Annotated in this window: 22 protein-coding genes; 7 read left to right on the top strand and 15 right to left on the bottom strand. The window is 47.8% G+C overall.

Annotation, left to right across the window (positions count from 1 at the left end):
* Positions 1 to 27: 27 nt before the first annotated feature.
* The 7 genes from QUE62_RS03125 to QUE62_RS03095 all read right to left on the bottom strand — a co-directional run bounded on the left by QUE62_RS03125 (position 28) and on the right by QUE62_RS03095 (position 6,366).
* Positions 28 to 249, bottom strand: coding sequence for a formate dehydrogenase (locus tag QUE62_RS03125; protein ID WP_286262227.1), 222 nt, complete (start codon positions 247 to 249; stop codon positions 28 to 30).
* 142 nt (positions 250 to 391) lie between these two features.
* Positions 392 to 1,027, bottom strand: coding sequence for a TorD/DmsD family molecular chaperone (locus tag QUE62_RS03120; RefSeq protein ID WP_286262225.1), 636 nt, complete (start codon positions 1,025 to 1,027; stop codon positions 392 to 394).
* A gap of 9 nt (positions 1,028 to 1,036) precedes the next feature.
* Entirely contained in the window at positions 1,037 to 3,130 is a 2,094-nt protein-coding gene (locus tag QUE62_RS03115; RefSeq protein ID WP_286262223.1) for a 4Fe-4S binding protein, read from the bottom strand.
* A gap of 19 nt (positions 3,131 to 3,149) precedes the next feature.
* Positions 3,150 to 3,818, bottom strand: a complete 669-nt coding sequence (locus tag QUE62_RS03110) for a DUF3306 domain-containing protein (protein ID WP_286262222.1) — start codon at positions 3,816 to 3,818, stop codon at positions 3,150 to 3,152.
* Positions 3,818 to 4,378 (bottom strand): DUF3305 domain-containing protein, encoded by a 561-nt coding sequence (locus QUE62_RS03105; protein ID WP_286224374.1) that lies wholly within the window; start codon positions 4,376 to 4,378, stop codon positions 3,818 to 3,820. The genes QUE62_RS03110 and QUE62_RS03105 overlap by 1 nt, the downstream gene beginning before the upstream one ends.
* Before the next feature lie 12 nt (positions 4,379 to 4,390).
* Entirely contained in the window at positions 4,391 to 5,479 is a 1,089-nt protein-coding gene (apbC, locus tag QUE62_RS03100) for an iron-sulfur cluster carrier protein ApbC (RefSeq protein WP_286224372.1), read from the bottom strand.
* Positions 5,480 to 5,568: 89 nt separating this feature from the next.
* A complete protein-coding gene (locus tag QUE62_RS03095; RefSeq protein WP_286262219.1) occupies positions 5,569 to 6,366 on the bottom strand; it encodes a DUF3047 domain-containing protein in 798 nt (265 codons plus the stop codon).
* A gap of 37 nt (positions 6,367 to 6,403) precedes the next feature.
* Here QUE62_RS03095 and QUE62_RS03090 point away from each other — a divergent pair, with 37 nt between their 5' ends.
* The 7 genes from QUE62_RS03090 to QUE62_RS03060 are packed head-to-tail and all read left to right on the top strand — an operon-like array spanning position 6,404 to position 13,958.
* A complete protein-coding gene (locus tag QUE62_RS03090) occupies positions 6,404 to 7,579 on the top strand; it encodes an MFS transporter (protein ID WP_286262217.1) in 1,176 nt (391 codons plus the stop codon).
* Between the two features lie 9 nt (positions 7,580 to 7,588).
* On the top strand, positions 7,589 to 8,482 hold the full coding sequence (locus tag QUE62_RS03085) for an NAD(P)-dependent oxidoreductase (RefSeq protein WP_286262215.1): 894 nt from the start codon (positions 7,589 to 7,591) through the stop codon (positions 8,480 to 8,482).
* A 6-nt stretch (positions 8,483 to 8,488) separates the two neighbouring features.
* Positions 8,489 to 10,006, top strand: coding sequence for an ArnT family glycosyltransferase (locus QUE62_RS03080; RefSeq protein WP_286262213.1), 1,518 nt, complete (start codon positions 8,489 to 8,491; stop codon positions 10,004 to 10,006).
* Entirely contained in the window at positions 10,003 to 11,016 is a 1,014-nt protein-coding gene (locus QUE62_RS03075; RefSeq protein WP_286262211.1) for a lysylphosphatidylglycerol synthase transmembrane domain-containing protein, read from the top strand. The genes QUE62_RS03080 and QUE62_RS03075 overlap by 4 nt, the downstream gene beginning before the upstream one ends.
* A gap of 47 nt (positions 11,017 to 11,063) precedes the next feature.
* Complete coding sequence (locus tag QUE62_RS03070) at positions 11,064 to 12,320, top strand: glycosyltransferase family 9 protein (protein ID WP_286262209.1); 1,257 nt, start codon at positions 11,064 to 11,066, stop codon at positions 12,318 to 12,320.
* 8 nt (positions 12,321 to 12,328) lie between these two features.
* Positions 12,329 to 13,102, top strand: coding sequence for a phosphatase PAP2 family protein (locus QUE62_RS03065; RefSeq protein ID WP_286225877.1), 774 nt, complete (start codon positions 12,329 to 12,331; stop codon positions 13,100 to 13,102).
* A complete protein-coding gene (locus QUE62_RS03060) occupies positions 13,095 to 13,958 on the top strand; it encodes a 23S rRNA (adenine(2030)-N(6))-methyltransferase RlmJ (RefSeq protein WP_286224361.1) in 864 nt (287 codons plus the stop codon). Before QUE62_RS03065 ends, QUE62_RS03060 begins: the two co-directional genes overlap by 8 nt.
* Here the strand turns inward: QUE62_RS03060 and QUE62_RS03055 are convergent.
* The 8 genes from QUE62_RS03055 to QUE62_RS03020 all read right to left on the bottom strand — a co-directional run bounded on the left by QUE62_RS03055 (position 13,942) and on the right by QUE62_RS03020 (position 19,303).
* Positions 13,942 to 14,592: an SOUL family heme-binding protein gene (locus QUE62_RS03055; protein ID WP_286262207.1), complete on the bottom strand. Its 651-nt coding sequence runs from the start codon at positions 14,590 to 14,592 to the stop codon at positions 13,942 to 13,944. The genes QUE62_RS03060 and QUE62_RS03055 overlap by 17 nt on opposite strands.
* Complete coding sequence (locus QUE62_RS03050) at positions 14,586 to 15,530, bottom strand: LD-carboxypeptidase (RefSeq protein WP_286262205.1); 945 nt, start codon at positions 15,528 to 15,530, stop codon at positions 14,586 to 14,588. Before QUE62_RS03050 ends, QUE62_RS03055 begins: the two co-directional genes overlap by 7 nt.
* Positions 15,527 to 15,985 carry a tRNA adenosine(34) deaminase TadA gene (gene tadA, locus QUE62_RS03045; RefSeq protein ID WP_286262203.1) on the bottom strand — a complete coding sequence of 153 codons (459 nt, stop codon included), beginning with the start codon at positions 15,983 to 15,985 and terminating at the stop codon, positions 15,527 to 15,529. The genes QUE62_RS03050 and tadA overlap by 4 nt, the downstream gene beginning before the upstream one ends.
* Before the next feature lie 6 nt (positions 15,986 to 15,991).
* Positions 15,992 to 16,450 carry a 6-pyruvoyl trahydropterin synthase family protein gene (locus QUE62_RS03040; protein ID WP_286262201.1) on the bottom strand — a complete coding sequence of 153 codons (459 nt, stop codon included), beginning with the start codon at positions 16,448 to 16,450 and terminating at the stop codon, positions 15,992 to 15,994.
* Positions 16,450 to 17,103, bottom strand: coding sequence for a 7-carboxy-7-deazaguanine synthase (gene queE, locus QUE62_RS03035; RefSeq protein WP_286262199.1), 654 nt, complete (start codon positions 17,101 to 17,103; stop codon positions 16,450 to 16,452). The genes QUE62_RS03040 and queE overlap by 1 nt, the downstream gene beginning before the upstream one ends.
* Before the next feature lie 9 nt (positions 17,104 to 17,112).
* Entirely contained in the window at positions 17,113 to 17,835 is a 723-nt protein-coding gene (locus QUE62_RS03030; protein ID WP_286262197.1) for a hypothetical protein, read from the bottom strand.
* Between the two features lie 5 nt (positions 17,836 to 17,840).
* Positions 17,841 to 18,539: a hypothetical protein gene (locus QUE62_RS03025; protein ID WP_286225868.1), complete on the bottom strand. Its 699-nt coding sequence runs from the start codon at positions 18,537 to 18,539 to the stop codon at positions 17,841 to 17,843.
* A gap of 446 nt (positions 18,540 to 18,985) precedes the next feature.
* Complete coding sequence (locus QUE62_RS03020) at positions 18,986 to 19,303, bottom strand: hypothetical protein (protein ID WP_286262195.1); 318 nt, start codon at positions 19,301 to 19,303, stop codon at positions 18,986 to 18,988.

Here is a 19,303-nt window from a genome sequence, read left to right as displayed (position 1 = left end):
TAAGTTCGTTCAATAAAAAACGCTCGATTAAACGAGCGTTGTTTGGTAATACTTCTTAATGTGAGCGGTCAGATGATAGCCATCAGGCTTACTGGTAATTGCCTCAGCAACATCCTGAACAATCGCCTGACCAAGCGGTGTTTGAGAAGCAACAGCAGCCGCACCAACAGTGACTCCCGCGCCAATGAAAAATTTACGACGCGATGGTTTGGATTTTTCTTGAGCGTCTACAACTTTTTTGCTGTCCATAAATATTCCTTTACACGAATATAGTTGATGCATATCAACACTTTGAGTTTAGAAGAATTGAAATATTTATGTAAGTTTTTGCATGTTTTAGACGCTAGGATTTACCCTTAAATGCAAAAACGATGGTGTCAATTGAATTTGACTAAACCATATCAAAACTTTGACCCTCAATCGCCAAAAACTCTCGGGTCAGCGCCGAGACGGCTTTGTACAAATGGGTTTCCGGATCAGCGTCGATTGCATCGCACAATTCGTCATACCAAGGGCGAATATGATCGTTGAAAAATATTCGCTGATTAGTCAAATTCGCTATCTCCACATCCTCCCCTGCGATGAGGTAACGCATGACCTCAAATAAGGCTGCAATATGATCCTCGGTTTCGGCAACTGAATCAGAGGCCTCCAGTCCAAATTGCAAAAGTGAGCGCCTAATGTCTAGGAGCGGCTTTTCATGCAAATGCCCAGCGAGATAGTAGGAGCCATATAAAAACACATTGGGTTTGCCGACTCCCAAAAAACTACTGTCGTATTCGGCCTTCCAATCCGATGCCTTACTATGCTTGGCCGCCTCAACCAAGTCGGTCCAAACACTTGCCAATGGTGCCTGATTATCTGGGTTATCTGCATTTCCAGATGCGCTAATTTGATCGAGCAATACTTGATCTGGTGGCTGAAAAAATAAGTTTGAGAGCAGGCCATACAAATCGGCACGTGCCAAGTCTTCAGCTAAGCCCTCTTGGCTAAGTTCTGGTGTCTGGGGAATATTTGCTTCGCTCATGAATGTTGTTCACAGTTCTTTTTTCATCATATCCACGACACGGCAATCGCTACACATTTTCAGGCGATTCAAAGCCTCACCTGAGAAAGCGTGATGGGTACCAATTCGACCAAGCATCAACTCGACCATCTTCAGGGTTCCAAATGCCTTGCCACAGCTGATGCAATGGAATGGCTCGGTTTTATTGAGTAAAACCTTTTGCTTGCGCTGCTCAATCGAACTCAAGCGAGGGCTTAAAGTGATTGCGTTTTCAGGGCAGGTTTGCTCACATAGTCCGCACTGCACACACTGTTTTTCGATAAATGAGAGCTGTGGCTCATCGGGGTTATCCAATAAAGCGCCCTCAGGGCATGCTCCCACACAGGACATGCAAAGCGTGCACGCCTCTTTATTGACCGCAATTGCCCCTAAGGGTGAGTGGGCTGGCAGTGGAACACCCTCGGCGGGGAGTGCCTGTGGAGCAAATTCCAATAAATGCTCCAAACTCATTTCAAGGGTCTCGCGCTTTTGCATCGCCAAAGCAAAGCTTGCCGGAGGTGCCATTAATTTTTGGGCTTTACGATTAAGTAACTCAGCCATGACCTGATTAACTGCATTGATATCCGAACTTGAGGAAGCCATGATGCAGCGTACACGTTGGCCATAGCCTAATGCTTGTGAAATCGAATTGGCCAAGTCAGCCTGCTCGGTAAGCGCACTTCGGTATCCAGGGTCTTCGTCACCACTCAGTAGCAAAACAACCTCACCGAAACCATACGACATTGCACCAAACCACAAATCAATTCCGGTTGAAGCAATATGTTCAACAGCAAATGGAATCACAAATGCAGGCAGCCCAACAATTTCTTTTGGTTTTGTGCGGGCAGCTCGCCCAAGATTCTCCAAAAGAGTAGTGCCAGCCTGTTGGCTATGTATCAATAAGCTTGGCGCATTATGCCCAGGCTTCGAACTACCAATACCGTTTAAATAGGTTTGTGCCAGTGTTTTGATCTGCCGTCCCTGATACGCGACGCTTGGAAAGTTATAACGCATCGCGCCTGATGGACAAACCGTCGCGCAAGCGCCGCATCCCATACAGAGGTTTGGATTGACTTCTACCTTACCCTGTCCATCCTTAAATACTGACTGAATTGCTTTTGTTGAACACACATCAATACATGCGGAGCAACCGAGCTTGCCATTACGTCCATGGGCACAAATTTTTTCGGTATAGACAAAATATTTTGGCTTCTCAAACTCACCAACCATTCCAAGCAATTGACTGGCTGCCAAGGATTGCTCGAATTGATCTACGCCAGGCGCAAAATATCCCTGAGGTTTTTGACTAATTTGAATACTAGGATTCGTTTGCAGATCAAGAATCAGATCAAACTCGCCCTCACGAGAACGTTCTGCTCGCTCAAAATTAATTGCGCCGATGCCAGCACACGCAGTGACGCAGGCACGGTGGGATTTGCATTTATCCAAATCAATTTGAAACGACAAATCGATCGCATTTTCAGGGCATACGGCAACACATGCCCCGCATCGCGTACACATCTCTGGATCAATGGGATTAGTAAGCTCCCATTTGGCGATAAAGCGCCCTAGATAACCTTCGAGACTTGTAATCTTTCCAGTAAATACTGGGTAGCTTCGCCCAGTGGGCAACGGGCTGGGCTCCGTTAACAAGACACTCACTTCCAATGACTGACCAAGGCGCTGTGCCCAATAGATGGCTTGATCTCCAGGTCCGATGATCAGTACGCGTCCATCGCTGTGATAGTCAACAATCGGAACCGCATCGGGCTCAGGCAAATCGGTTACTGAAAGTAAAGCCTTGATCTTTGGGTGTGATTCCTTCGCATCCTTAGACCATCCAGCCATCTCACGAATGTTGACAAATTGAAGGGGTGCAATCAGAGGTTTTTCTGCCTGACTCGCAAGTTCAGTAAACAAAGCACGCTCTTGCGTACAAGCGACCACAATCGGCTCAGACTCATTTAGAGCATTTAGAAACTGTCCCACCTCTTGGCGGCATAAGGATGTATTAATGGGCATGCCCATTTCTTTTGGGTCAAGAGGCATACTGCGATTGCAATCGCAGACTAATTTTTTACTCATTTTGTTTTAAAGCTTCGCGCTAAGACCCTGAAGTATCGGAATCGCGTTTTGCCTGTCTCTCTCCACTAGGTTTCTCATCAACTACTTTTGGGTTTAATGAATCTGATTCTATATCGATTGGCTGAGCAGCGTCCTGGTTGAGCATGGGAGCCGGTTGTGATGATTGCTCAATTTGCGTATGTTCCTTGGCCGATGTTTGAATTGCATCCGCTTGATCCAAGGCGTCTTGCTTACTATCGGGATAGAGCTCCTCGGTCGATTTGAAGATACCCAAGAGCTCAGATTGCTGCATGCGTTTGAGCATATCCAGTGGAATTGGATCGGGTTTTGAGTAATCATCAATATAAATATCCAAACCATCCATCACATTAAAGTGCGGATCGCTGAACATTTTCTTAAGAGCGGCCTGCTGTACGACAGGATCGACATCGGGACGCATAAAGGCCGAGAAATCAGGTGATTTCACATCGATTTTTTCAACATCCTCAATGGTTGGAGCTGGGGGCTGCTGCTCATGGTCTGGGGCAAAAATTTCTTTTTTTTCTTCATTACTTACTTCATCATTTACTTCTTTTAATAGTGCATCGGGTGCTTTAGTAATGGGAGCAGTCGGTGGTACTGGAACGGACTCTTCCGCAAGCCCAGCTTTTTTTCGAGACCAGCGAGATAAAAAATTGTCTTCGGCCATTAAGGCTCCGCTGGGCGGTTGGCGCCTTTAAAGGAGGCTGGCTTCGCACGTTTTTTGGGCTCCGGTTTGTAATTCTCTGCAACGTATTGGGCTAAGAATACTTTCATCTCGTCTTGCAGTGGGCTTGTATCGACCTGCTCCCCGCCATCAATCAATCGGGCTGCCTCGTTGTAGCTCAACATTAATCGATGAGGTATTGCAAGCCCCGCCCCATCATCATTACTTACCATCGGAATTGAATTTGGCTCTAAATAAGACTCGAAATCAGTCTCAAGACGCCACATCACAAACCAACATGGATCGGGTGAGGTGGAATTTAAATAGTAGCCTTCAGCCTCATCCCGAAAGAACTGGAAGTCAAATCCTGCGAATACCCAAGACTCACCATCATCATCCCGCTCTAGAAGTCGTCCAACCACCTTAGGGTTAATGGGTGTACCCGCCTGTTCTAAAGAATTACCAAACTGCCCAATATCAGGAACAACCTGAAGTAAACACCAACGATAGTTTTGCCATGGATTATCAATCTTTTGCTTTCGAATGACGATGGCAAAACGCATAGCATTGATCCGTTAGGTCTTTTGCACCACAATGCTGGGGAACTTACTGGTCATGTCTTTGCTAAGGTTGGCAATGCGAATGGCGACTTGACGCGCAATCCCTTTATAGATCGAGCTAATTGCGCCATCAGGATCTGCCACAACGGTTGGTCTTCCAGAGTCTGCCTGTTCACGAATCGAGAGATTAAGTGGGAGGGCCCCAAGAAAGTCAACGCCATAGTCCTGGCACATTTTCTTGCCGCCACCCTCACCAAATATATGTTCCTCATGATTGCACTTGGGACACACATACGTGCTCATGTTCTCAATAATGCCGATGATAGGAATTCCCACTTTCTCAAACATTTTGAGACCTTTGCGCGCATCAAGTAATGCGATATCTTGAGGTGTAGTGACAATCACGGATCCAGTGACCGGAACCTTTTGTGAGAGTGTTAACTGAATGTCACCAGTTCCTGGTGGCATATCCACAATCAGATAGTCAAGATCACGCCAACGTGTTTGGCGTAATAGCTGCTCTAAGGCCGAGGTCACCATGGGGCCTCGCCACACCATCGGGTTATCAGGCTCAATCAAAAATCCAATTGAACTGGCTTGCAAGCCATGTCCCTCCATTGGCTCAATCGTATTCTCGGCTAGCGACTCGGGGCGCCCAGTGATGCCCAGCATCATGGGCTGACTGGGGCCATAGATATCCGCATCCAAGATTCCGACTTGAGCGCCCTCAGCGGCTAATGCCAAGGCTAGATTCACTGCGGTGGTTGATTTTCCAACACCGCCCTTACCGCTGGCGACTGCAATAATATTTTTTACACCAGGGAGTAACTTGACTCCACGTTGCACAGCATGCGCGACAATATCGGTGGTAATCGCCACGCTGACATTTTTTACCCCAGGAAGTTCTCGAATGGCACTGACCACTAATTGACGAATCAGATCAATTTGGCTTTTAGCTGGATAACCCAAAACAATATCGAGAGAAACATCTCCATCATTGACTTTGAGATTACGAACTGATTTTGAGCTCACAAAATCAATTTGTGTATTTGGATCCTTTACCCCTTTGAGGGCTTGTTGAACCTGTTCCGTACTAACCGACAATTTTGTCTCCTTAAAGCGTTTCTAATGCAAGAAATATATCTTTTAAAGTGATCATAACGGGAACTAAAGGAAATTTCCCAAGCCAGTGATTAATTGGGCTTGTAGTTCTTATATTTCAGCTCAATATCCCCATAATAGGCTTTGGTTTCAGAGTTGGTATTGTCTGTATCCGTCAAGAGTGCAATTCCAATCAAATTCCCTGGTGCGTAACCATAAGCCGCTTCATAGTCAGCGGTTAGGTCTCTGCTGTGCTTACGCCATTGTCCGAGGTTTTCTTTACCGGCATCGACTGCAATCATCTTGATCCGATTCGTATGTGAATTTGGCTTGATTTGATTGAGCTGACCATTAGGTGACCAGATATACATTAATGTGGCGTACGGCATTTCTTGTCCACTCATGATCTGCGCAAGCTCACCGACCATTTTGTCTTTCAAAGTTAACTTTGATCGATCGCCATCAAACGCAACTAGGATTCGCAATGGCGCATCATCCGCATATCGATCTAAATTATTTGCTTTATCCAAAGCACCGGTGGCTTTCCATTCCCACTCTAGCCAAAGATGTTGCGATGGCCGAGGTTTGAGTTTTACCGCCAACCCTGAGGCTGATTTTTTTGCATTCGCACTGAGCACTGTTCGACCCTGGTAGTTCTCAAGGCGATAAGCAGTATTTTTCTTATAGGGTGCCAAGCGATAAAAGCTCCATCCTCTAAGGGGTTCATTCGCAGGTTGTGCTGAAAACTTCTTGATATCTTCACGAGCCACCAAGGGGTCGAGCTTATCTGCACTGGACTGACTAGAGTCAGTACCAAACCCGGCGCAACCTTGAAGCAGATAGCCAAGAAGAAGATACAAAGGGATTAGAGCAGTATGCCTACGCATCATGCAATGCATTATCGTAGAGCTTTTATGACCGTGCAGAATGAATAAAAATCTCTGGTTTCTGACCCTGGCACAAGGGCTTTATCTCACCAATAACGTTACCTTTATTGCCATTAATGGCTTAGTGGGTTTCGCGCTGGCACCCGAGCCTTGGTTAGCAACTCTGCCGGTGATGGCGTATGTGGTGGGCAGCGCCATGGCAACTACCCTCGTGGCTAGAGTTCAACAGCGCTTAGGTCGCAAGCGCTCCTTTCAGATTGCCTTGCTCGTAGCCCTGTTCTCATCGCTCTTGTGTGCCTTTGCGACCTTAGAGAAACAATTTTGGCTTTTAAACCTTGGAACAATCATTGCGGGGTTTTATAACGCCAATGCTCAACTCTATCGGTTTGCAGCTGCTGAACTTGCCGACAAAACCGCTAAAGAGAAAGCGATCTCTTGGGTACTAGCTGGGGGTATCTTGGGCGCTGTTTTAGGACCGAATATGGCAAGCTGGACGCGTGATTGGTTTATGCAACCCTTTGCGGGTGCCTATATCACCTTAGCTGGTGTTGCGGTGATCGCATTCGCAGTGATTAGTCAGATTCGCTTTCCTGAAAAACGCGGGGATCCCAACCAAGAGCCCGGTCGCCCTCTCTCCGAAATCATGCGCCAGCCCTTATTTATTGTTTGCACTCTTACTGCCGCACTCGCCTACGGTGTAATGAACCTACTCATGGCGGCAACACCCTTAGCGATGGAAGCCTGTCAATTTAGTTTTGATAAAACCGCATGGGTTCTTGAGTGGCATGTGATTGGCATGTTTGCTCCTGGATTTTTTACTGGCGCCCTCATTAAGCGTATCGGCGTGATGTGGGTCTTGCGAATGGGAGTGGTACTCAACATCGCCTGCGTCATGATTGCGCTATCAGGCATTACTTTTTTCCATTTTTTGACTGCACTATTTTTACTGGGGGTGGGTTGGAACTTTCTATTTACGAGTAGTACCACCCTAGCCTTAGAGGCTTATCGCCCATCGGAGCGTGATAAGGCTCAAGGTGCCATTAATTTCTTTGTGTTTCTAGCCACCGCTTTGTCTGCATTGAGCTCCGGCGTTCTAATCACGACGCAAGGCTGGACCCTCCTTAATTTAGGATCAATTGTTCCGCTCACAATCATTGCCCTTGCCCTGATCTGGCTTGGGGTTCAGCGCAAACCTGTGCGAGCCCAGCCCCTTTAAAATAGGCCCATGAACTCTAGAACAACATCCTTGCCAGCTATTGGTTTTATTGGCACTGGCATCATGGGCAAGAGCATGGCTTCGCACCTATTAAAGGCGGGCTATCCATTGCATCTTTTTAACCGCTCTCCCGAGAAGGCAGCGGCATTACTTGAGCAAGGAGCGATTTGGCATTCTTCTCCAAAAGAATTGGCTGCTCAGTGCGATGTGGTGATCACCATCATTGGCTATCCCAAAGACGTTGAAGAGGTTTATTTAGGAACGAATGGTATTTTGGCTGGCGCAAAGCCAAACTGCATTGCCATTGATATGACCACCTCTAGTCCAGCATTGGCTGTGCGAATTGCAAAACTCGCTAGTGAACGACAAGTCTTTGTTCTAGATGCACCGGTATCCGGTGGTGATATTGGCGCACGCGATGCGCGTCTTTCCATCATGGTTGGTGGTGATCCAAGTGCTTATGAATGTGCTTTACCAATCTTGCAATGCATGGGCAATAACATTGCGCTACTAGGTCCTGCTGGATCCGGTCAGCATGCCAAACTCTGCAATCAAATTGTGATTGCATCGACCATCATGGGAGTTTGCGAGGGTATTCGCTATGCCCAAGCGGCGGGGCTTGATGCCTCGGCGGTCCTCAAAGTGATTGGTAGTGGCGCAGCAGGCGGCACCCAGCTCAATGCGCAAGGGCCGCGCATGATTAAAGGCGACTTTGCCCCAGGATTTATGGCCGAGCACTTTATGAAAGACATTGGTCTTGCAGTTGAATCTGCAGAGCAGATGGGGCTTCATTTACCTGGCTTGGAGCAAGCAAAGCGTCTCTACCAACTAATGCTCGATGACGGGATGGCACGCGATGGCTATCACGCTCTTTACCAACTTTACATAGCTAACAAAGTCTGACGTTCCATGTCGACGCTAATTACCAAGCAAACACCCTATGCTTGGGCATTTATTCTGATTGCGCTCGGCACAATTATTCATTTGGCATTGGGCTTTACGACTGAGCTATCGGTTGATGAGGCGCATTATGCCCTCTATGCAGATCGTCTTGCATGGAGTTATTTTGATCACCCGCCGCTAGTGGGCTGGATACAGTGGCCGCTAGTCGCAATTGATGCGCCCGATGGCATTTTGCGACTCATTCCGATTGTGCTGTGGATTATCTCCTGCGCGCTGGTCTATCAGATTGCCGAGCAACTCTGGAATCTTTATCACCCACAATCAGAGACGCAATCGTTCTCACGTGCGGGATTATTTGCCGTTGCAGTGATTGTTTTTGCCCCCCTACCGCATGTATTAGCTGTTGGGCTGGTACCTGACTCCCTATTAACGCCTCTTGCCCTCGGTATTTTGTGGATGGCCCTGCGGTGGATTGTGCAAGATGGGCAATATCGTTTTAGCCAATGGATTCTATTGGGGGTGTTGTTTGGATTGGCTGGATTGAGTAAATACACAGCTGTTTTATATGCACTGGCATTTAGCGTTGCTTGCTTGACCGTCCCACGGTGGAGCGTCTTGCGGGAGCCAGGGTTTTACATTGCCATCCTGATTGCACTGCTTCTCATTAGTCCTGTTCTTCTGTGGAATGCCGCCCATGACTGGATCTCATTTCGATATCAAATTGATCATGGCGCCGGTGGTGAATGGAAATGGCGCCGAGTGGCCGCTTTTATTGGAATCCAAATCGGCGTGTTTGGATTTCTGCCCTTACTGGGCTCGTGGAGTATGCTGCGCTCGTCATTAGCCCAGCCTTCCAAGAAGCTGGTGGTGTTATTTATTTTCTTTGCACTCCCCTTTGCAGTATTTGCTATCTTGTCCGGAGGCGGCGGCTTGCCGCACTGGACCACACCTGCTTGGTTTTGCTTAGCCCCTTTAGCGGGCGTTGGGCTTGCACTTTGGTGGGAGCAAGGCAAGCGTTGGTTGATTAGTTTGTTTTTGGCAATCCAAGGGACGCTGGTTGTCGTCGGACTAACACTCGTAATGACTGCTGGCTATCCAGTTGCTAATCAGATGAAATCGAATCCGCTAGCTGATTTATATGGTTGGCGTTCCGCATCCACACTTGCTAATCTTTTGGTGAAAGAGCTCAAGGCAAGTGGTATTGCAGTCCAGAACTGGACCTTGGCAAGCCGAGTCGCTTGGTATGCCAGACCAACCTCTGTTTTTGTATTGGATGATCGATTTGATCAATTTGATCTATGGTTTGGGTCACTGCCCGAGGGATCGAATGTTATTTTGCTCAATTGGTCGCAAATGTCCTTTAAGCCTCCGGTGGGGGAAGGTCAATTTCGGACCTGTCGCCCCTTGGATCGACTGAGCATCGGCCATATGGGTGAAGCACTTAGCCAATTTGAGCTCAGTTACTGCCAGGGTTGGGGCGGAAAGGCAAACCCGCAGCGAGAGGCATTATCCTTACGCCCATGAGCGCCTCATGGAAAACCGTACTAAAGAAGAGTTGGCCCACGATTCGGATTGTTCTATCGATTGCATTGCTGTGGAAAGCGACGAGCGGTATTGATTGGAAAACCCTTTTTGAATCCGAGTTGCAACTAGAGGCCCAATGGCTAGTTGCTGGTGCGCTGTGCATTACTGCCGCCTTTGTATGCGGTGGCCTACGTTGGGGATTGTTCATGCGACGCGCAGGATTTCAGGGGAGCCTAATAGGATACATTGGACTGTATTTCTCGGGGGGATTAATTAATCAGGGCTTACCGAGCACTTTAGGTGGTGATAGTTACCGAGCCATTGCCGGTACGCACTTAACTCCTAGCGGCCAGCTCAGTCAACAACAAGAGCTTACAAAAGAGCTTTCTCATGCTGAAGACCTTGCTAAGCAGAACCCAAAATTACGGCTAGGCTTTGCAATGACCCTTTTGGATCGCGTGGTCGGTCTCATGGGAAATAACATCTTGGGTGGGATTGGTTTGGTATTGGGTGGGGCTACCCTGGCCTCCTGGGGAACCGAGTTGGGGTATTGGGTCTTAGCACTGATGCTGGGTGGCGGTGTTGCATTAGCCTTTGCGCTGACCTATCAACCATTAATGACCATGATTCGTTCGCTTCTAACACGCTTTTCTTTGGATCATGCCTTACCTGGAATTCGGTTTGCCTTTGCTTGGCCAACCAATATTGGGCAAGCTATTTTTGCGGTAGGCATTCATTGTTTTAATATTCTGGCGCTTGGCTTTTGTTTAAAAGCCTATGGAGCGGATGTTCCCACCGAGGCTCTTATGATCGGTTTACCAGCCTTGAGTTTGCTATTAATGCTGCCCATTAGTATTTCTGGTTGGGGTTTGCGTGAGGCCACCTTGGCATCAGTGTTGGCCCTCTGGGGCGTGAGCCCATCATTGACTGTTTTAGGGTCAATTAGTTATGGGGCCATTACCCTGTTATGTGTTCTTCCAGGCACCTATCAACTACTTAAACGGAAGTAGGCCCCGCTCAGCATAAAATACAGTCTTCGACTGTTAGGAAAATTAGAATGGCAATCAGCGTTAACGCAATGCGAACCATTGATCACTGGGTAGGCGTCCCGCTTTGCGCTCTTGCCAGTCCGATTGTGGCTTTATTCGATTTGATTGCAAAACCATTCAGAAAATCAGGCCCGCCCAAGCGACTCCTATTTATTGAACTCTCTGAGATGGGGAGTGCGATTTTGGTGGATCCTGCCATGCGTAAGGCACAAGCAAATGGTGCGGAGATTTACTTCTTAATCTTTAAAAGCAATGCGGCGAGCTTGGGTTTACTCAACACTGTAAACCCCAAACATATTTTTACGATTGACTCCTCGAGTCTTTGGAAGTTGGCACTTGATACCTTTGGATTTTTAGTCAAAGCCCGCATTCATCGCATTGATACCGTAATTGATTTAGAACTCTTCTCGCGCTTTACTGCCCTATTAACTGGTTTATGCGGTGCAAAACGACGGGTCGGGTACGATATTTTTCATGGTGAAGGTTTATGGCGTGGCACCATGCTCACACGCAAGGTGCATTACAACCCCCATATTCATATTGCCAAGAATTTTATTTCTTTGGTATACGCTGCATTTGCTGAGCGGGAAGAGTTGCCATTTAGCAAAATTGCGATTACCGATGATGAAATTCGTCTCGCTCAGGCGGTCATCGATCCTAGTGTCAAACAAAACTTACAGATCCGGATTGAGAATTTAGCTCAGCAAGCCCTCATTCCGTTCAAAGTGGGTCAACAGCGCATCATTTTGATTAATCCAAATGCTAGTGATTTATTACCTCAACGGCGTTGGGCTCCTGAACGCTTCTCCGAACTCATTATGGCAGTTCATCAGCGCTATCCCGAAGACTTAATCCTAATTACCGGATCACCTGCAGAGCATACCTATGTTGAGGGTGTACGCTTGGCAGCCAACGTCAAGCGCGCTCTGAATTTTGCTGGCCATGTTCGTTTCTCTGAACTCCCTGCCCTCTATACGCTTGCGCATGCGATGGTGACCAATGATTCGGGTCCTGGGCATTTCTCATCCGTTACTGCCTTGCATACGGTGGTGTTATTTGGACCAGAGACTCCGGCTCTATACGGTTCGCTCGGTAACTCCATTCCGATCACTGCCAACCTCGCCTGCTCACCGTGCGTCAGTGCAGCCAACCATCGCAAGACACCGTGTCAAGATAATGTGTGCATGAAATCCATTTCGGTGTCCCAGGTCATGGAGCAATTAGCTGTGCAAATTACTGCGGCTGATCGCGCCCGCGCGTCATAAAGATGCCCATGTCACTGGGTCGTGCCTGGGCAGTTCCACTTTTGCCACTCATCCTTTGGCTCACCTTGGTATTGAGTGGGCACGAAGTTGAACTCTTTTTGTGGATGAATCAAGCTGCTCAAGTTCTACCAAACTGGGTGTGGGCATGGTTTACATTCTTAGGCAATGGTTGGGGAGTGTTTGCCTTATGCTTTCCCCTGCTCATCATTGCTCCTCGGCAGCTCTGTGCCGCTCTGCTCGCTGGCGGCTTTGCAGCCATCCTTAGTCTCATCTTAAAACCATTGATTAATTTACCCAGACCTGCAGGCGTATTAGCAGAGAACAGTTTTACGATTTTGGGTAACCCCTTACTTCAACATGCGCTCCCTTCTGGTCATACTCTCACGGTGTTCTCGGTAGCAAGCGCCTTATTTTTTTCCACCAGTCCAGCACGTCGTAATTTATTGCTTGTGTTATTTGTGATTGCTACTCTGACCGGTATATCACGCAGTGCCGTTGGTGCCCACTGGCCGGGGGATATTTTGGTGGGGTCCGCACTCGGTATCTGGTGTGGGCTGATTGCTAGTCGCCTCATGAATCATGTGAAGTATCAATACCTTACCCCAACTAGCCTCATTCCTCGGATCATTGCAGTAGCGGGGATCTTGGAGCTCTATATTTTGCAAACTACGGTTTTGGATTTTCCGCACAACCAACTTTTACAACACCTCGGTAGCGCGCTTGTTCTCATCACACTACTGGTGTTTGTAATGCGCCAAAATAAACCGCAGTCCAATGTTTAGTTATCGCCACGCATTTCATGCGGGTAATCATGCCGATGTTTTAAAACACTTAGTGCTGATACATAGTGCGCAATACCTGCAAGAAAAAGATGGGGCAGTAATGTTTATTGATACCCATGCGGGTGCAGGTATCTATTCACTGCGCGATGGTTATGCGGTAATTAGCCAAGAATCGCAAGGCGGAATCGATCGTCTATGGGCAAGCCCGGAGTTTGATAACTCAGACTTTAAGCCTTATCGAGAGGTGATTGTAGATTGCAATCCCAAAGGGGCGCTAGATGTCTATCCTGGCTCTCCATTGATCATGGCGCATCTCCTACGCTCTCAAGATCGCCTTCGATTATTTGAGCTTCACCCAAGTGACATTGGTGTTTTACAAACCAATATTGCAAGCCTAGATAAGCGCTCCCAGATTGAAGTACGCCAACACGATGGTTTCACATTCCTAAAGTCTCTGCTACCCCCACCAAGCCGTCGGGGTTTGATCCTCATGGATCCATCGTATGAGCTCAAATCCGATTACCGAGCAGTCGAAACCAGCTTACATGAGGCCTTAGACCGATTTGCAACCGGTACTTATCTGATTTGGTATCCCGTCTTACAGCGCCCAGAGTCCAAACAACTCATCAAGCGCTTACGTACTTTATCTGAGCAATTCCAACGCCCATGGCTAAGAGCCGAGTTACGTATCTCTCATTCGGTTGGTGAGAAGCGACTCCAGTCCAGCGGGGTATGGGTGATTAATCCGGTTTGGACCTTGGCGCCCTTTCTAGAAAGAGCCCTACCAATCTTACAAAGGGTCTTGGGCGAGGATACGGGCGCAAGGTTTGACTTAGAAACTAGTAGTCCAGCATAACCTCATTGCGTCGCAGAAAAGGAATGCTCCAAGGTGGGTTGTAACGCGCCAATTGTGGCTCACCCAATGGGGTTAGATTCTTCGATTTCATCCAAGCCCTGAGTTCTGCAGTCTTCTCTTGCGTCTTTTCTTCCGAATTAAACCCAGTAAAACTAATAACGGCCTTCCGCTGCGCCGGAACCTCTTTGAGCTTAACCTCAGGGCTTAGCGGTGTTGGCAAGGTAGCTAAGGTGTGCTGACTAGGCATCACAAAGAACATACGCCATTGATTGGGTCCCGCTTGGTTTTCCATCGTAACTGGTGCGGTCATGGCAATCTTCTCGCTGGCAGGCTCCATGGTGACTGGAACGGTCATTGCAATCTTTTCATTTGATTTTGCATCGTTCGATAGATTGGCTTTGCTTTGATTTTTACCAAAAATATATCCAGCGATTAAGCGAAACCCCTTGCTTCCCGCATCACTCATATCCCCATCCACAGTAACCTCGGCGATGATCATGGGCGCATATTGGCGCAACTCAAATGGAGCAGCGCTTTCAATTACAGTGTATTTTGGTTCTTCGAGTGCCATGAGTGGTGTGGATACCAAAAAAATCAGGCTGGAGATAATTGCTTGTAGTGCACGTTTTACCATTTTCCTTCCAATACAAATCCTTTTAAGCTCGCTTGTAGGTTGACATGGGCACCAACAGGTAGGGTTAATTTATCGGTCACATGACCAAATGGCAGCCCGGTAAGAATTGGGGTCTTCTTGGTCAAGCGCTCCCGAATGTATCGAATCGCACTATCTAATTGATAGCCACGATCGACTTCGTACAAGCGGTATTGATTAAAGTGTCCCAAAATGATGGCCTGCTGACTGGCAAGTACCCCAGCTTCATGAAGCTGCAAGAGCATTCGCTCAATGCGATAGGGATGCTCATTCACGTCTTCAAGAAATAGAATCCCACCCTGAATCTTCTTAGCACTTGGAAAATAGGCGGTTCCTAATAGCGTAGTCAGAATACTGAGATTACCGCCCCACAACATCCCCTGAATGTTTTGGGAGAGATCAACTTCACCGGCAAAGTGCTGAAGATCGGGCACTGCCACACTCATGCGGCGCGACTGAATCGCGGTTTGAAAGTGACGCCAGGTAAAAGCGCTTGGAGTTTGTGGCTCGCCATACTCGTTCAGTGGCCCAAAATCATAATTGAGCATGGGTCCAGCTAGACTCATCGCCCCAGTTTTAGCAAGTAACCCCAAATGAAATCCCGTGAAATCGCTATGCCCACAAATTTGCAACCCCTGTTTTACTGAAATTGCTATCTCTTTCCAGGCAATTGCATCAAGCAAGCGATGAAGTCCATAACCACCCCGAACCGCCATGACGACCTCGTTGGGATCAACTGTAGGAATCGCATTCATCTCCGCTAAGCGCTCGTGATCGGTACCTGCAAAACGCTCATGCACACGCTCAGTACAGGCCGCGTTATGCACCACAACGCCCTGCTCTTTGAGCCAGCGTAAACCGGCTTCTGGACTACGCATATCAGGACTTGCGCCAGACGGAGCAATTAAATGAATCTTCATGAACGTCGTTGTTTAAAAAACTCTCTTAATAAATTGCCGCACTCTTCTGCCAGAACACCGCCCTCAATATCTGTTTGATGATTAATCGCTTTCAGGTCAAAGAGGTTGGCAACACTACCGGCCATTCCTGTTTTAGGATCGGCCGCACCAAACACCACACGTTTGACTCTAGCATGAAGAATGGCTCCACAGCACATTGCACAAGGTTCCAACGTCACGTACAGGGTTGATTGCGGAATTCGGTAGTTTTCAAGGGATTTTGCCGCCTCCCGAATTGCCATCATCTCAGCATGGGCACTGGGATCATGTAAGCCAATTGGCCGGTTATAACCGTGACCAATCACTTGATCATCAAACACGAGGACTGCACCCACCGGAACCTCATTACACGCCGCAGCCTTTTGAGCTTGCAGGATGGCAAGACGCATAAACGCTTCGTCTTGTGGCGATACCATTAGTCCTTAAGCCACTCGAACAGGATAATCAGCCCAACAATTGGGGGTCTCATAGAGCCGCACACTAGAAAGGGAAAGTTTTCCTTGGGTCTCGGCTCCAAAAATTGGTGCTAAACGATCAAAAGCAAACTTAACCAGGTTCTCAACTGTAGGCACATCATCCAATACGACGGTTTTATGGTTAGGCAGGCTTTTGAGGAAGTTCAGTAGCAAGGTGTCCTGCTTGGCAACCAAAAATGCATGATCCCAGGGCTCCACCAAATGGGTCAATGCAATGCGTTTGATATCACCAAAGTCAATCACCATACCGTCATCTGCCTGCCCGCGACTTTCATGGACAGGACCTTCAACGGTTAACTCGATTGCATAGCGATGGCCGTGCAAGTGGCGGCATTGCCCACCATGATTGGGAATGCGATGGCCCGCATCAAATTCGAGGCGGCGAGTTATCGTAAGTTGCTGCATTACCGAATTCCAATCATCTTGTGGGTTTGCACACTTAAGCGCCATAGCGGGTGCTTTTGGCACAGTTGGATCGCAAAGGCCATATTGTCGCTTAGATTTGGTCCATCCATCGCCTGGATATAACGGTGGCGAAAGTCCATTGCCTCAAAGCGATGCAAAACGGATTCAATTGGTTGATGCCCTGCTTGCGGAACGACCAACTTAATTTCATGAGCCTGCTTCACAATGAGATCAGCCCCAGCCTTAGGGCTTAAGCAAACCCAGTCAATCCCTTTGGGAACCGCAATCGTTCCATTCGTTTCAATTGCGATCTCAAACTGCTTGGCATGCAAGGCTTTAATTAAAGGTTCATCGAGCTGTAATAAAGGCTCTCCACCGGTCATCACTACATAGCGATAAAGTCGCGTTCCCATGGAGTCAATCCAAGCATTTTCAATCGCCTGCGCAAGCTCCTCCGGGCTTACGAACTTACCGCCCCCAATGCCGTCGGTTCCGACAAAATCCGTGTCACAGAACTGGCAAATAGCAGATGAACGATCTTCCTCACGCCCAGACCACAGATTGCAACCTGCAAATCGGCAAAATACAGCGGCCCGCCCAGCCTGAGCTCCCTCACCTTGCAAAGTTGCAAAAATTTCTTTAACGGAATACATAAACCGGACTTACTTCCAAGAAATTAGTTCCCAGCGTAGATAGTCCTCCTTGATAGACTGGGACCAGCCGACCATCCCCAGCCAGAGATACTCACCAAAACTCTCACGCACCACCCAGCGTCCAATTTGTGGCACAAACCAAACTTGATCACGTCGATTATTCACGTAGCGCATGAAGTCGTCGCTCTCAAAATAATCTGCGGTGTTCACATAATAGAGAGCATCAAACTCACCAGCCTGCGTTTTAATCCGATTCCAAGCATTTGCTTGAATGGTTAAGCCCCAGTAAAAATCATTATCTGGAAATCCAACTACCTGATAGCGAGTCCGATAAAACCCAGACCAGCCAGGCTTCATTTCTTGTGGCCAGAGTGGAACAGCTTTAGCAAATCGTTGCGGTGGGGTCCAGTGGGGATCTTGCAAAATCATTCCCCAAGGCTCTTGAATCTCATCGGGTAACTTACCCAGTTTTTTACCCTCTCTGGCAATTTGTACTTTTGGGCTCACTGAGACCACGGTCTCGGTCAAAATATCTACCAACTCGCCATTAAAAATATTGCGAACTTCATAGACCCACTGCTGACCTACCGCTGGTGCTCGAACCAAGGGGATTGATTGAGGGGGTGCAATCTCAGTCTTTGGGATATGCGATACCGAACCCAGGCATGCGGTCAATAACAAGCTAGCCATCACAGTGGCTACGCTTCGCCAAGAAAGGTATTTAAATAGCATACGGGTTACTTCCAAGAACGCAATTGCCAGGCTGTGCTGTTCTCGAGTAATACCGCACCAATTTGGCCCTGGATTTGATAGGAACCAGAGGATTCGCGTGCGACCCAACGACCAATCTCTGGAGCAAACCAAATGATTTCATGGCGAATGCAATCCAGTTTATTAGCATCATCACTCTGAAAATTAATCAGGTTCTGATAGCGCAAACAGGTGAACTCTCCTGCCGGGACCTTGAGCTTTTCCCAGCCAGCGCAATACATATACTGCTGCCAACCAAATGAGTTATCTGAATAACCTGCAATCGAGTAGCGCGTTGTAAATTGTTTACTCCAGTTAGCCTGCATTTGCTCTGGCCAAAGAGGAATCGGGGGGCCATAGTTCAAGATTCGGCCCCAATGCGGATCCGTTGCAATCATTCCCCATGACGATTGAATCTCACTTGGAAGCGTTGCACCATCTTGATTGCTACGGGAGATCGTGACTCCTGGCCCGACAATTTCAACACGCTCGGTCACCACATCGAGTAACTTACTTGAGAATGTATCGAACTGCAGATAAGTCCACTCCTGGCCCAATTGGGGTGAGCGCACACTGGGGATTTTTTTGGGAGCGGCTACCGGAATTCCGCGGTCAAAGGTAGCGGTTGCGCAACCTAAGGGAGCTAAAGCAGCTGAACTAATGACCAGACGACGCAGGGGGTTCATACAAACTCCTAAAGACAAATAGCTATTCCCACTCAATAATTACCTTGTAAATTGTTGTTTATTTTCAACAACTTACAAGCGTGATTTTTCTGTGTGTAACTTTTGTGCAACTTCATGTTTTATTGTTTTCTCATAGTTACGGGACGCATTTGGCACGTGAGCATTGTACGTGAACTAAATGTTACACGTTGTGCAATTTTTGATCATGGCAAAACAGAGTGCACGTAAATCAAAACCCAAACTAAAACACTGCACGAATTTCGCACGCCTAATTTGACGCAGCTAGACAAGACTAGGCAACGTAACTACGTTGCCAGCACCGTACTGCCCTTCAAGCAACCAAAGTGCGTCCTGTGCAGTGTTTGCTTGGACACGTGTTTTGACGAACATATTGTTGGACTGTACACGCACTGTAGCTTCGTATGTGTTCATGTGGTCTCCTACTGTTAATGGAAGCTGCCCTGAAAACAGTGACGCAGCTCATGCCCAATTTGATGCATGGTCGTTTGCTTGCCAGTAACAATCAAACAGGTGTCTTTGCGCCAAAAGCTGCATGCCGAGATTGCATGACCAAAGCCACCTAAACCACTGTCCTTGCTAACAGCTTCACAAGTCGCTTGCACATTTGAGACAACCATCCAGCTCACAACCAGCGTTTCAGTTCGATTTGGCTTGGTGCTGAACATTGCATCTCCATCACGCCAATCCGCAGCAACAGCGAAACAAGGTGCAACTACCAAGGCAAGAATGAATTTGAACTGCAT

Source organism: Polynucleobacter sp. HIN9 (assembly GCF_030297635.1).
GTDB lineage: Bacteria > Pseudomonadota > Gammaproteobacteria > Burkholderiales > Burkholderiaceae > Polynucleobacter.
This window is presented reverse-complemented; position numbering and strand designations above follow the sequence as displayed.